The sequence below is a fragment of the Mesorhizobium sp. B263B2A genome, assembly GCF_020165775.1.
Taxonomy (GTDB): domain Bacteria; phylum Pseudomonadota; class Alphaproteobacteria; order Rhizobiales; family Rhizobiaceae; genus Mesorhizobium; species Mesorhizobium opportunistum.
Genome location: NZ_JAIUIU010000051.1, coordinates 1 through 13,187, shown reverse-complemented (window position 1 = coordinate 13,187; position 13,187 = coordinate 1). Strand labels below are relative to the sequence as shown.

Below are 13,187 nucleotides of genomic sequence, written 5' to 3'. Positions count from 1 at the left end.
CCCCCCCCCCCCCCCCCCCCCCCCCCCCCCCCCCCCCCCCCCCCCCCCCCCCCCCCCCCCCCCCCCCCCCCCCCCGCGACTGGTGCACCACCTGCGGCTTCGATCGCGAGACCGGCATCGGCTGGGCCGGCGGCTATGTCGGGCTCGGTGTTTCCAGCTCGAACCTGTCGGGCCGCACCTTGCGCGACCTCGTGCTCGGCCACGATACCGAATTGACCCGGCTGCCCTGGGTCAACCGCACGGTCAAGAAATGGGAGCCGGAACCGCTGCGCTGGCTCGGCGTCCACTCCATGTACCAGCTCTATCGCATCGCGGACCAACGTGAAGCAAACGGCCTCGGGCGGACGTCCCGCCTCGCGGCTTTCGCCGACCGGCTGACCGGGCATTGAAGTCTTTTCAAGGCTTGTGGATGAAGGCGGCGCCGAGAATGGGGCCGGGCATGCCGTCCTTGCCGGCCGACTGCAAGAGCACGGCGCAGCCGCCCTTCTTGACGATCTCGCTTATCGGCAATTCATAGCGCTGCGCCTTGCCGTGCCACATGCCCGCGGTCTGGATGCCGGTGACCGCGTTCCAATAGGTCATCTTGCGGCCGGAGTTCTCGCCCTGGGCGATGTTGATCGTTTGCGGCGGCTCGAAATAGACGATGACGACATGGGCATCGCTGGGGCCGGTGCCGGCATCGCCGGCATCGATGATCACGCGGTCGCTGGTCCGGCTGACCTTGATGGCGACGCGCATGCCTTCGCCGGACCTGGCCATTCGGGCGAGCGCGCCGTCGACCTCGGTGCGGTTGGCGCCGTTGACATGGATGCGGCCATTGAGGACCGCCTGCGGCGTATAGACGGAGCGGCTGCCGAAGGCGCGCATGTAGTCGTATTGCCGCTCGGTGTTCTCCTTGCGGCTCAGCGTGTCTTTCCAGCCGAGATAGTCCCAATAGTCGACGTGATAGGCGAGCGCGACAATGTCGTCCTTGGTGGCGAGTTCGGCGAAGAAGGCATCGGCCGGGGGGCAGGAACTGCAGCCCTGGCTGGTGAACAGCTCGACCACGCCGAGCGGCCTGTCGGCCTGGGGTTCCGCATGCATTTTCTCGGATTCGCTGGCATGGCCAGCACCGGCAAACGCCGAGGAGGCCAGCGCAAAGGCTGCCAGCCACAGGAATCTTCGCGAGGCCATGACCATTCCAATTCCCGCCGGTGATGCCGGCTTTGTTCTGATTTGCTGAAATATGTGGCAGAAGCCGAAGTCAACGGGAAGTCACGTTGCGGTGAAATTTTGCCATTGCAGCCGCAGGTAAGGTCGCAATAGGAGTGGGCACTGCATTTCACTACGCGGTTCGATTCGGGCTGGGATCATCACCATGTGGCAAACTCTCCTGACCCCTGTCGATCTCTATTGCGAGCGGACCGGTTCTGGACTTTGGGCCGAGCCGACGAATGCTTTGACCAACCTCGCCTTCATTGCGGCAGGATTATGGGGTGTGCTCGAAGTGCGGCGGCACAAAACCGGCACCTTCGCGCAAGTGCTGGCCTGGTGGGTGGTGGCGATCGGCATCGGCTCGACGATCTTCCATACCTTTGCCACCAGGGGCACGATCTGGGCCGATATCCTGCCGATCGCAGGCTTTACCCTGGCCTATACGCTGTTCAACCTGCGCCGTTTCCTCGGTATGGAATGGGGCAAGGCGATCGCTGTCTTCGTCGTCTTCTACGCGGTTGCCGGGCTGATCACCTTCGCCGTGCCGGACTGGCTGCGCCAGGCATCGAACGGCACGACGGGCTATCTGCCGCCGTTCCTGGCGCTCGCCTTCTTCGGCGCTTGGGTGACGGTGAGCGGCAACCGAGCCGGCTGGTACAATCTGGCCGGTTCGGCGATCTTCGTGGTGTCCGTCATCTGCCGCATGATCGACCCGATGGTCTGCGGCAGCTTTCCGCTCGGCACGCATTTCCTGTGGCACATCCTGAACGGGCTGATGCTCGGCGTGCTGCTGGCGGCGGCGGCGCGGTTTGGGGCGCCGAAGCAAGGGCAGTAGGCAGTAGGCAGTAGGCAGTAGGCAGTAGGCAGTAGGCAGTAGGCAGTAGGCAGTAGGTGTTCTATTCCCTACTGCCTAAGCCCTACTGCCTTGCCGCTACGCGGCTAGATCGCGCAGCACGTATTGCAGGATGCCGCCGTTCTTGAAGTAGTCGAGCTCGTCCAGCGTATCGATGCGGCAGATGATCGGCACGTTCTTCACCGTGCCGTCGCCATAGGTGATCTTGGCGTTCATCGTCTGGCGCGGCTTGATGGTGCTCAGGCCGTCGATCTCGACCACCTCGTCGCCCTTGAGGTTGAGCGAAGCCCATGAGGTGCCTTCCTCGAAGACAAAGGGGATGACGCCCATGCCGACCAGGTTCGAGCGGTGGATGCGCTCGAAGGACTGGGCGATGACGGCGCGGACGCCAAGCAGGTTCGTTCCCTTGGCCGCCCAGTCACGCGAGGAGCCGTTGCCGTATTCGACGCCGGCGAAGATGACCAGCGGCACGCCTTCCTTCTTGTATTCCATCGCCGCGTCGTAGATCGATTCCTCTTCCTTCGACGGGTAGTGGATGGTGTAGCCGCCCTCGCGGCCGTTCTCGCCCAGCATGTGGTTGCGGATGCGGATGTTGGCGAAGGTGCCGCGCATCATCACTTCATGATTGCCGCGCCGTGTGCCGTACTGGTTGAAGTCGGCGACGCCGACGCCGTGGTCGGTGAGGTATTTGCCGGCCGGCGACGCCGCCTTGATCGAGCCCGCCGGCGAGATGTGGTCGGTGGTGATCTTGTCGCCGAAAAGGCCGAGCACACGTGCGCCCTTGATGTCGCCGATCTTGCCGAAACCGGCGGTCATGCCGGCGAAATAGGGCGGGTTCTGCACATAGGTCGAGTTGTCGTCCCAGGCATAGGTCTGGCCTTCCGGCGCCTTGACGTTCTGCCAGTATTCGTCGCCCTTGAAGACGTCGGCATATTTGCGGGCGAACAGCTCGCGGGTGACGTTCTTCTCGATGAACTCCTGGATCTCGGTCGAGCTCGGCCAGATGTCCTTGAGGTAGACCGGATTGCCGTTCTTGTCCTCGCCGAGCGGCTCGGTGGTCAGGTCCCTGGTGACAGTGCCGGCCAGCGCATGGGCGACGACCAGCGGCGGTGACGCCAGGTAGTTCGCCTGCACGTCGGGCGAGACGCGGCCTTCGAAATTGCGGTTGCCGGAGAGCACCGCGGCTGCAATCAAGCCCTTGTCGTTGATGGTCTTGGAGATCGGCGCCGGCAGCGGGCCGGAATTGCCGATGCAGGTGGTGCAGCCGAAGCCGACAAGATTGAAGCCGATCTGGTCGAGCTCCTTCTGCAGGCCGGATTTCTCCAGATACTCGGCGACCACCTGGCTGCCGGGCGCCAGCGAGGTCTTCACCCACGGCTTCTGCTTGAGGCCGAGACGGTTGGCGTTGCGCGCCAAAAGACCGGCGCCGATCAGCACGCTCGGATTCGAGGTGTTGGTGCACGACGTGATGGCGGCGATGACGACGTCGCCATGGCCGAGATCATGGTCGGTGCCTTCGACGGCATAGCGCTTGGAGATTTCGGCGGCCTTCTTGTATTCGGTCTCCATCGCCTTGGCGAAGCCGGCTGGAATGCCTTCAAGCGCGACGCGGCCTTCGGGGCGCTTGGGGCCGGCCATCGACGGCACGACGCTGCTCAACTCGAGTTCGAGCAGGTCGGTGAAGACCGGGTCGGCCGAGCCGGCCTCGCGCCACATGCCTTGCGCCTTGGAATAGGCTTCCACCAGCGCGATGCGGCTTTCCTCGCGGCCGGACATGGTGAGGTAGCGGATGGTTTCCGAATCGACCGGGAAGAAGCCGCAGGTGGCGCCATATTCGGGCGCCATGTTGCCGATGGTGGCACGGTCGGCCAGCGTCATGTTGGACAGGCCAGGGCCGAAGAACTCGACGAACTTGCCGACGACGCCCTTCTTGCGCAGCATCTGGGTGACGGTGAGCACCAGGTCGGTGGCGGTGACGCCTTCCTTGAGCTTGCCTGTGAGGCGGAAGCCGATGACTTCAGGGAGCAGCATGGAAACCGGCTGGCCGAGCATGGCGGCCTCGGCCTCGATGCCGCCGACGCCCCAGCCGAGCACACCAAGGCCGTTGATCATGGTGGTGTGCGAATCGGTGCCGACGCAGGTGTCCGGGTAAGCGGTGGTTTCGCCGTCCTCGGTGTTGGTCCACACCACCTGGCCGAGATATTCGAGATTGACCTGGTGGCAGATGCCGGTGCCCGGCGGCACGACGCGGAAGTTGCGGAACGCCTGCTGGCCCCATTTCAGAAACTTGTAGCGCTCCTCGTTGCGCTCGTATTCGAGCTCGACATTCCTGGCGAAAGCCAGCGGCGTGCCGAATTCGTCGACGATGACGGAATGGTCGATGACGAGGTCGACGGGCACCAGCGGGTTGATCTTCTGCGGGTCGCCGCCGAGCGAAGCCATGGCGTCGCGCATGGCGGCCAGATCGACCACGGCGGGAACGCCGGTGAAATCCTGCATCAGCACGCGGGCGGGGCGGTAGGCAATCTCGACGCCGGCCGTGCCCTTGTCGGTCAGCCAGCCGGCGACCGCCTGGATGCTGTCCTTGGTGACGGAACGGCCGTCCTCGTTGCGCAGCAGGTTTTCGAGCAGCACCTTCATCGAATAGGGCAGCTGGGCGATGCCGGTGAGGCCGTTCTTCTCGGCCTCGACGAGGTCGAAATAGACATACTCGGCGCCGCCCGCGGTCAGGGTGCGGCGGCAGTTGAAGCTATCGAGGGATTTTGACACGTGCGATCCGTCCTTGTCTGTTCAGCCTGAAAGGGAACGGACGCCGATGGCATGCAATCACGCGCAAAGGTGCGGGTACGGCCATTTCCGCTGTCCGTTCCCAAGCAACCCGAGCCGTTCAAGGCGGCGCGTGCGCTGGTTCGGCGCAAATTCTGTTCCCGCGCCGACCGCTGGCACGGATGCACCGCATATAGAGAATTTTCTGGAATAGTTCTAGACAGTTGCGGAGCAAATTTGTGCGATGCGGCAGCGCTCGCGAAACATTGATTTCAGGGCAGGCGAGGGATGCGGCTGATCGCCGAAAATCTGGGCGGCGAACGCGGCGGCGAGACGGTGTTTTCCGGCGTCGGTTTCGCGCTCGACCGAGGCCAGGCGCTGGTCGTCACCGGGCCGAACGGATCGGGCAAATCGACCTTGCTCAGGATCGTCGCCGGGCTGTTGCCGGTGGCCGAAGGCCGGTTGCTGCTCGAAGGCGGCGGCGAGGCATTTCCATCCATTGCCTCGGCCTGTCATTACCTCGGCCACCAGAACGCGATGAAGCCGGCGCTGAGCGTGGCGGAAAACCTGCGCTTCTGGCGCGATTTCAACGGTGGCGGAGACGTCGGCGTCGACGAGGCGCTGGAGACCGTCGGGCTCGGCGGCATCGGCCATCTGCCGTTCGGCTATCTCTCGACAGGACAGAGGCGGCGCGCGGCGATTGCCAAGCTTCTGGTCAGCCAGCGGCCGCTGTGGCTGCTCGATGAGCCGACGGCGGGGCTGGACAAGGCTTCGGAGACGCGGTTCGGGAGGCTGATGGCGAGGCATTGCGCTGGGGGTGGGATGATCGTGGCGGCGACGCATCTGCCGCTGGGGATCGAGGGGGTGGAGTTGAGGATGGGGGAAACGGATTGATGATGGTGCGAGGCGCCCCCCTCTGTCCTGCCGGCCATCTCCCCCTCCAGGGGGGAGATTGGCAGTTCATGCGTCTCGCCAGCCCTCCGACGTTGAAGATTGGCGAAAGCCGAGGTGAAATCCAATCTCCCCCCTTGAGAGGGAGATGTCCGGCAGGACAGAGGGGGGCGCCTGGGCGCCGACATCTCACATCATGCTAGCCCTCTTCCTGCGCGACATCCGCCTCAACATCCGTGCCGGCGGCGGCGCTTTGACCGGTGTCATCTTCTTCCTGGCCGTCATCGCCACCATTCCGTTCGGCGTCGGGCCCGACCTCAGGCTGCTGGCCCGCATCGGCCCGGCGATATTGTGGATCGGCGCGCTGCTGTCCTGCCTGCTCGGGCTCGACCGGCTGTTCCAGGCCGATCGCGAGGATGGCTCGCTCGATCTCCTGGTGCTCGGCAACGACCGGCACATGCTGGCGCTGACGGTGCTGGTGAAATGCCTGGCGCATTGGGCTGGCAGCGTGCTGCCGCTGGTGGTCGCGGCTCCCTTGCTCGGGCTGTTCATGAATATGGAGCCGCTGGCGATAGGCGCCACGGCGCTGACGCTGCTGGTCGGCACGCCGGCGATCACCTTCATCGGTGCCGCCGGGGCGGCGGTGGCGGTGGCGCTGCCGCGCGGTGGGCTCTTGATCTCGGTGCTGGTGCTGCCGCTGACCATACCGGTGCTGATCTTCGGTGTTTCGGCGAGCTATGGCGCCACGGCCAATCCCGATCCGTTTTTGCAACCCTTCCTCATTCTTGCCGCGCTGACACTGTTTCTTGCTGTGCTGGGGCCGGTGTCGGCGGCGCTGGCCTTGCGCCACGGTACGGATTGATGCGGCGGTGCTGAAGACCATGGGCCTGGGGACCGCGGCGCGGCGCCCGATTGCGAAGCCGCCGATGCGCGGTTAAGGGAAAGCATGATCGAGCGACGGTTGGAAAGAGACGCTGGAATGGAGCGGACCGCATGAGTGCGCATGCGCTCTATGTCACCGCGGCCTATGCCATCACCGCGTTGGTCCTGGCCGGGCTGATCGGCTGGATCCTGCTCGACCAGCGGGCGCGCAAGCGCGAACTCGCCGAACTCGAAGCGGCCGGCGTGAAGCGGCGTTCCGATAGGACTGGGACAGCAAAGCCGTGAGTAGCGAAACCGAAACACCGTCACGCAGCCGGCGCCTGTTCGTGCTCTTGCCGCTGCTGGTCTTCCTCGGCCTGGCAGGACTGTTCCTGTCGCAGCTATTGTCGGGGCGCGATATTTCGGAAGTGCCGTCGGCGCTGATCGGCCTGCCGGCGCCGCAGACCAATCTGCCGGCACTGGAAGGATCGAACCTGCCGGGGCTCGATTCCAAAAACTTCGCCGGCAAGGTCAGCCTGGTCAACGTCTTTGCGTCGTGGTGCGCGCCATGCCGCGAAGAGCACCCGGTGCTTCTGGCGCTGTCGCAGGACAAACGGTTCGTGATGGCGGCGCTGAACTACAAGGACCGGCCGGAGAACGCCCGACGGTTCCTCGGCGATCTCGGCAATCCGTTCCAGGCCATCGGTGTCGACGAAGCCGGCCGCGCGGCGATCGACTGGGGTGTCTATGGCGTGCCGGAAACCTTCGTCATCGGCAAGGACGGCAAGATCGCCTACAAGCATGTCGGCCCGCTGACGGCGGAGACGGCAAGGGATTTGTTGCTGCCACAGATCGACAAGGCATTGGCGGTTCCGGGTTAGGCGCTGGCGCCAGGCCCCCTCATCCGGCCGCTACGCGTCCACCTTCTCCCCGTGGGGGAGAACAGGCTGGGGCTCGTGCCCCGCCGTCCGGAAAACCGACCAAATACTCAGCCGTAGATCTGCTTGTGGATCTGATAGAGCATTTCCGAGCGATCGGCGCGCATGTCGGCGAGGTCGCGGCTGGAAAAGCTGTCGATTTCGGCGACGAGGCGGTTGTAGTGCTTGCGCTTGGCGATGCTGGTGCGAGCGCGGGTCATGAGATCGTTGAAGATCATAGCAAGGGTCCTTCTGTGCCGCATTCTGGCGGCGGGTTCTTCCTCCCTTGGCAGTACGGAACATGACATAGTATTGGTGCGTTGCAAAAAGAAGATGTTGCAATGCACCATTGCGCGCAGCGCATAGCCGGTTAATCGGGTCCTAAAGTGCGCCGCGGTTGAACGGCGGGCAGCCGAGCCAGGTCGACCGGCTGCTTCCTCTCCGTTTTGTCATACAAATTGCAAGCGTCCCGTCTTGCCATATCGATCGCGGGCTGGCTTGATCCGGCGTCACGTGATGCCGGGAGGAAATGCATGGCGGCCGCAGACTATTACGAAATTCTCGATCCGCGCTTCGCGCGCCTGTTCAACGGCAACGCGCAGGTGGAAAAGCTGTTCACCGGATGCCGCTGGGCGGAAGGGCCGGCCTGGTTCGCCGCCGGCCGCTATGTCGTCTGGTCCGACATCCCGAACAACCGCATGCTGCGCTACGACGAGACGGACGGCAGCGTCAGCGTCTTCCGGCAGCCGTCGGGCAATTCCAACGGCAACACCGTCGACCGGCAGGGCCGGCTGGTGACGTGCGAGCACTCCGGCCGCCGCGTCAGCCGTACCGAGCATGACGGCTCGGTCACCACGATCGCCGCCAAATGGAAGGGCAAGCGGCTGAACTCGCCCAATGACGCGGTGGTGAAGTCCGACGGTTCGATCTGGTTCACCGATCCGACCTACGGCATCGACACCGACTATGAGGGCGACAAGGCCGAGAGCGAGATCGGTGCCTGCCACGTCTACCGGGTCGATCCCGATACCGGCGAGATCGAGGCCGTCATCACCGATATGGTCAGACCCAATGGGCTCGCCTTTTCGCTGGACGAGAGCTTGCTCTATGTCGTCGACACCGGTCGCACGCATGGCGCCGAGAACCCGGCGCATATGCGGGTCTTCAATGTCGGCAAGCACGGCAAGAAGGTGTCGGGCGGCAAGGTCTTCGCCGATTGCACGGCCGGCCTGTTCGACGGCTTCCGGCTCGACGCGGACGGGCGCATCTGGACCAGCGCCGCCGACGGCACCCATTGCTACGATCCGGACGGTACGCTGATCGGCAAGGTCAAGGTGCCGGAGGTGACCGCCAATTGCGTGTTCGGCGGCAACAAGCTGAACTGTCTCTACATCGCCGGCACCACCTCGCTCTACATGGTGCGGCTGATGGTGAACGGAGCCAAGACTTTTTGAGTGAGACCGTTTGGAAATTCTACTCTGACGGCCATCTGAAGGCGTTTTCTGCGCTTCCGGTGCTCACGTACCCAAAAGTACGCTCCGCTCCGGTTCTCGAAACCACCATCATATGACTCGCCAGAGCGAATTTCGAAACGGTCTCTCAACGGCGTTAGCTATTTGAAGGGGAGGACGTCATGCCATTCGTCAACATCCGCATCGTCAAGGAAGTGATCGCCGCCGATCCGGCAGGCAAGAAGGCTGACATCGCCAAGAAAGTCACGGCCGCCATCATGGATGCCACCGGGCTCGGCAATGACGATGTCTGGGTGGTCTTCGAAGAGGTCAACGCCCGCGACTGGTATGTCGGCAAAACCGATGTGGAGACGTTGAGAGGGAAGAAGTAGGCGCCTCTCTTCCTTCTCCCCCTGCGGGAGAAGGTGGCCTCGCGAAGCGAGGTCGGATGAGGGGTGTTCCAGCTTGGCGATACGTCAACAATCGCCAGGTTTGAACCAGAAAAACCAACGCCTCACTCCGCTGGAACACCCCTCATCCGTCTCGGCGCTACGCGCCGATCCACCTTCTCCCACAAGGGGGAGAAGGCAAAGGCGCCGCCGCTCAGCGCGTGCGGATGAACTCGGCGAAAGCCGAAAGCGCGTCGCGCATCGCTGTCACATTCGCCGGCTCAGCCAAAATAGCCTCCACCTCGGGCGGCTTCTTCCCCAGCAGGGCAATCTCCAGTCCGCCGTCATAAAGCGCGAACGACATGGTGCGCATGATCTCGGCCAGGGCGGCGCGGGCATACAACGAGCGCGGCGAGGCGTGCGCCAGCATGGCCGGCTTGGCGACGGCGGCGTCGCGCGACACCAGCCAGTCGAGCGCGTTCTTCAGCCCGCCCGGCACGCCATGGGCATATTCGGGACAGGAGACGATAATGCCGTCGGCGGCGGTGACGGCATCGATCAGATCGGAGGCTGCGTGCGGTGTCCGCTCGCCTTCATCGTCGGGATTGAAGATCGGCAGGCGGCCGAGCCCGTCATAGACGATGACGCGGCATCCAGCCGGCGCGTTGCGCGCCAATGCTTCGACCAGGGCCGAATTGGTGGAGGCCGCCCGCAGGCTGCCGGAGATGGCGAGGATGTTCACCACAGTCGGTGAGGCCAGTTCGGACGAATCGTGTCCGGATAAGCCTACCACATGGTCTGCTTGTATTCGTCGTCCAGCCAGCGGTCGGTCGCCTCGGCCGAATCGGCCAGCGCCAGCTGGTCGCGCAGGATCTGGCCGAGCGTCGGCAGCGTCGCGCGGTCGTACCAGGTCTCCGGCTTCCACAGGTCGGAGCGCATGAAGGCCTTGGCGCAATGCATATAGGTGGCCTTGACGGTGACGACGATGACGCTTTGCGGCTCCTTGCCGTCGACGGAAAGGCGCTCGCGCAAGCCCGCGTCGACGGTGATGCGGGCATCGCCATTGACGCGCAGCGTCTCATTCATGCCGGGGATGAGGAAAAGCAGCCCGACCGAGGGATTGCGCAGGATGTTTTCCAGCGTGTCCAGCCGGTTGTTGCCGGGCCGGTCTGGAATGGCGATGGTCCTGTCGTCGAGAACGATGGCGAAGCCCGGCTTGTCGCCCTTCGGCGTTACGTCGGAATTGCCTTCGCCGTCGGAGGAGCCGATCAGCACGAACGGGCTCTTGCCGATGAAGGAACGGCAATGGCCATCGAGCGCCTTCAATTCCTTGCGAATCGAACCATCGGTCGGCCGCGGCGTCTTGTAGATCGTCCGCAGTTCCTCGCGCGTGGTGACGAATTCCATGCCCTCTCTCCCTCTTGTCTTGACGCAATTCACTAGGAAAGCGTTACGCGCTTTTCCTGGAATTGCTCTACTTGCCGGCCTTTTCTTCCCCGCCGGCCTTGTCGTCCAGCGAATGGCGCAGGATCAGCGGCATTTGGCTGAAGGTGAACAGAAGCGTGATCGGCATGATGCCCCAGACCTTGAAGGTAACCCAGGCATCGGTGGAAAAATTGCGCCACACCACTTCGTTGACGATGGCCAGGAACAGGAAGAACAGGCCCCAGCGGAAAGTGAGCTTGCGCCAGCCTTCGGCGTCGAGCTTGAAGGCGGATTCGAAGACATAGCCGAGCAGCGACCGGCCGAAGAACAGGCCGCCGAGCAGCACGCCGCCGAACAGCGTGTTGACGATGGTCGGCTTCATCTTGATGAAGATGTCGTCCTGCAGATAGAGCGTCAGCGCACCGAAGATGAAGACGACGACGCCGGACACCAACGGCATGATCGGCAAGCTGCGAATAAGCAGCCAGGACACGATCAGCGCGATGGCCGTGGCGGCCATGAAGAGGCCGGTGGCGACGAAGATCGGGCCGCCGAACTCGGCCAGCACCGGGAATTTCTCCACCAGCCATGGGCCGCGCGCATTGGCGAAGAAGAAGACCAGCAAGGGACCCAGCTCCAGCACCAGCTTGAGCAGCGGATTGACGCCTTCCTTCTTCTCTTTCTGCGGGTCGGACGGGTCGCGTTCGAGAATGGGTGGGTTCATGATCTTCCTTCTTACGCACGATCCCGTTCAAAATTCTTCGGGATCATGCCGCTACGCAACTCCAGCGATCGCCCTGGCGAATTCGCTTGCCGAGAAAGGTTCGAGGTCGTCGACCTGTTCGCCGACGCCGATGAAATAGACCGGCAATTTGTGCTTTGCCGCGATCGCCACCAGAATACCGCCGCGCGCCGTGCCGTCCAGCTTGGTCATCACCAGGCCGTTGACGCCGGCGACATTGCGGAAAATCTCGACCTGGTTGAGCGCGTTCTGGCCGGTGGTGGCGTCGACAGTCTGCAGCACGGTGTGCGGCGCTTCCGGATCGAGCTTGCCGAGCACGCGGACGATCTTTTCCAGTTCCGCCATCAGCTCGGTCTTGTTCTGCAGGCGGCCGGCGGTGTCGATGATCAGCACGTCGGAGCCGGCTTCCTTCGCTCGTTCGAAAGCATCGTAGGCGAGGCCGGCGGCATCGGCACCGAGCTTGGAGGCGATGACCGGCGAGTTCGTGCGCTCGCCCCAGATCTTGAGCTGTTCGATCGCGGCAGCGCGGAAAGTGTCGCCGGCGGCGAGCATAACCGACAGGCCGCCATCGGTCAGTTTTGCCGCGAGCTTGCCGATGGTCGTGGTCTTGCCGGTGCCATTGACGCCGACCACCAGGATGACATGCGGCTTGTGCGAGAGGTCGAGCTCCAACGGCATGGCGACGTGGGTCAGCACCTTCTCCACCTCGGCCGCCATGATGGCGCGCACTTCGGTGTCGGAGACGTCCTTGCCGTAGCGGCTGGAGGCTAGAGCATCGGTGACGCGCAAGGCCGTCTCCATGCCGAGATCGGCGCGGATCAGCACGTCTTCGAGGTCCTGCAGCGTGTCCTCGTCCAGCTTGCGCTTGGTGAAGACGCCGGCGATGTTGCCGGTGAGTTCGCGCGAGGAGCGGGCGAGCCCGTCGCGCATGCGCTGGAACCAGGAGCGCCTCGGTGCCGGCTCCGGCGCCTTCGCCGATTCGGCCTTCTGCTCGACCTTCTTGGTGACGGTCACCTTGCCAGGAGCGGGTTTGGGCTCCGGCGCCGGCGGTGGCGGAACAGGCGCTGGTTTTACCTCCCCCTCGATGGGGGAGGTCCCAAGCGAAGCTTGGGGGTGGGGGTGACTGGCGTCGGCGTCGGCGCTATCACCCCACCCCGCCGCTTCGCGTCGACCCTCCCCATCGAGGGGAGGGTGGGGCGCTGGTGCTTCTTCCTTCTCCCCGTCCCTATACGGGGAGAAGGTGCCGGCAGGCGGATGAGGGGCGGCGCTGGCCTTTGAAGTCGGCTGTGCGGAAGGCGCGGCCGGCGGCACCTCGACAGGTGCGGGCTGTTCGGCTGGGACCTCGGCAGGCGGGACCGGCACTTCGACGGGCGCTTGTTCCGGCGGTCCCTCCGGGCGCGACGGAACAATTTCCGGCTCGGCCGGCGCGGGAGCAGGAACTTCTTGCGGCTGAGGCTCGGGAACGGGCTCCGGAGCCGCCGGGGGTACCGGAATTTCCTCTGGCGCCGGTGGCTCCGGGGTCTCTGGCGCGGGTGCCGGCTCCTCGTCCGGCTCCGGTCCGGGCAGCGGTTCCGGCTCGGATGGAACCGTCGGCTCGGGCGCAGGCGGGATGGTGGGCGCCGGCTCGGGTGCTGGTTCTTCGGGTGCCGGCTGAGGCGCGGGCTTTACCTCCCCCTCGAGGGGGGAGGTCCCGAGCGC

At 64.3% G+C, this 13,187-nt stretch carries 14 protein-coding genes and 1 pseudogene; 8 read left to right on the top strand and 7 right to left on the bottom strand.

The window, feature by feature from the left end:
• Positions 1–389, top strand: a pseudogene (locus tag LB568_RS33115) (hypothetical protein); the annotation flags it as partial.
• Positions 390–396: 7 nt separating this feature from the next.
• Here LB568_RS33115 and LB568_RS33110 read toward each other — a convergent pair.
• Positions 397–1,179 carry a DUF1223 domain-containing protein gene (locus tag LB568_RS33110; RefSeq protein WP_224732381.1) on the bottom strand — a complete coding sequence of 261 codons (783 nt, stop codon included), beginning with the start codon at positions 1,177–1,179 and terminating at the stop codon, positions 397–399.
• Between the two features lie 178 nt (positions 1,180–1,357).
• On the opposite strand from LB568_RS33110, the gene LB568_RS33105 reads away from it, so the two are divergent.
• Positions 1,358–2,029, top strand: coding sequence for a ceramidase domain-containing protein (locus LB568_RS33105; RefSeq protein ID WP_224732380.1), 672 nt, complete (start codon positions 1,358–1,360; stop codon positions 2,027–2,029).
• A gap of 96 nt (positions 2,030–2,125) precedes the next feature.
• On the opposite strand, the gene acnA is transcribed toward LB568_RS33105, so the two are convergent.
• Positions 2,126–4,816, bottom strand: a complete 2,691-nt coding sequence (gene acnA, locus LB568_RS33100; RefSeq protein WP_224732379.1) for an aconitate hydratase AcnA — start codon at positions 4,814–4,816, stop codon at positions 2,126–2,128.
• Positions 4,817–5,101: 285 nt separating this feature from the next.
• Between acnA and ccmA the strand changes: the two genes are divergently transcribed.
• From ccmA to LB568_RS33080, 4 genes are all read left to right on the top strand, one after another.
• The gene (gene ccmA / locus LB568_RS33095; protein WP_224732378.1) at positions 5,102–5,707 is read left to right on the top strand and encodes a heme ABC exporter ATP-binding protein CcmA; all 606 of its coding nucleotides are present in this window, start codon (positions 5,102–5,104) and stop codon (positions 5,705–5,707) included.
• A gap of 193 nt (positions 5,708–5,900) precedes the next feature.
• On the top strand, positions 5,901–6,566 hold the full coding sequence (gene ccmB / locus LB568_RS33090) for a heme exporter protein CcmB (RefSeq protein WP_041163999.1): 666 nt from the start codon (positions 5,901–5,903) through the stop codon (positions 6,564–6,566).
• Positions 6,567–6,697: 131 nt separating this feature from the next.
• Positions 6,698–6,871 carry a heme exporter protein CcmD gene (gene ccmD, locus LB568_RS33085; RefSeq protein ID WP_224732377.1) on the top strand — a complete coding sequence of 58 codons (174 nt, stop codon included), beginning with the start codon at positions 6,698–6,700 and terminating at the stop codon, positions 6,869–6,871.
• On the top strand, positions 6,868–7,446 hold the full coding sequence (locus LB568_RS33080; protein WP_224732376.1) for a DsbE family thiol:disulfide interchange protein: 579 nt from the start codon (positions 6,868–6,870) through the stop codon (positions 7,444–7,446). The genes ccmD and LB568_RS33080 overlap by 4 nt, the downstream gene beginning before the upstream one ends.
• Positions 7,447–7,553: 107 nt before the next feature.
• Here LB568_RS33080 and LB568_RS33075 read toward each other — a convergent pair whose 3' ends face one another.
• Entirely contained in the window at positions 7,554–7,721 is a 168-nt protein-coding gene (locus LB568_RS33075; protein ID WP_013892234.1) for a hypothetical protein, read from the bottom strand.
• 294 nt (positions 7,722–8,015) lie between these two features.
• Between LB568_RS33075 and LB568_RS33070 the strand changes: the two genes are divergently transcribed.
• Both LB568_RS33070 and LB568_RS33065 read left to right on the top strand, forming a co-directional pair.
• Positions 8,016–8,936 (top strand): SMP-30/gluconolactonase/LRE family protein, encoded by a 921-nt coding sequence (locus LB568_RS33070; RefSeq protein ID WP_224732375.1) that lies wholly within the window; start codon positions 8,016–8,018, stop codon positions 8,934–8,936.
• A 179-nt stretch (positions 8,937–9,115) separates the two neighbouring features.
• Positions 9,116–9,325 (top strand): tautomerase family protein, encoded by a 210-nt coding sequence (locus LB568_RS33065; protein WP_023758919.1) that lies wholly within the window; start codon positions 9,116–9,118, stop codon positions 9,323–9,325.
• Positions 9,326–9,536: 211 nt separating this feature from the next.
• On the opposite strand, the gene LB568_RS33060 is transcribed toward LB568_RS33065, so the two are convergent.
• The 4 genes from LB568_RS33060 to ftsY all read right to left on the bottom strand — a co-directional run bounded on the left by LB568_RS33060 (position 9,537) and on the right by ftsY (position 12,983).
• Complete coding sequence (locus tag LB568_RS33060) at positions 9,537–10,067, bottom strand: NADPH-dependent FMN reductase (protein WP_224732382.1); 531 nt, start codon at positions 10,065–10,067, stop codon at positions 9,537–9,539.
• 41 nt (positions 10,068–10,108) lie between these two features.
• Positions 10,109–10,729: a pyridoxamine 5'-phosphate oxidase family protein gene (locus LB568_RS33055; RefSeq protein WP_224732374.1), complete on the bottom strand. Its 621-nt coding sequence runs from the start codon at positions 10,727–10,729 to the stop codon at positions 10,109–10,111.
• Between the two features lie 67 nt (positions 10,730–10,796).
• Complete coding sequence (locus LB568_RS33050; RefSeq protein WP_224732373.1) at positions 10,797–11,471, bottom strand: septation protein A; 675 nt, start codon at positions 11,469–11,471, stop codon at positions 10,797–10,799.
• 51 nt (positions 11,472–11,522) lie between these two features.
• Positions 11,523–12,983: a signal recognition particle-docking protein FtsY gene (gene ftsY / locus LB568_RS33045; protein WP_412033943.1), complete on the bottom strand. Its 1,461-nt coding sequence runs from the start codon at positions 12,981–12,983 to the stop codon at positions 11,523–11,525.
• Between the last annotated feature and the right edge of the window lie 204 nt (positions 12,984–13,187).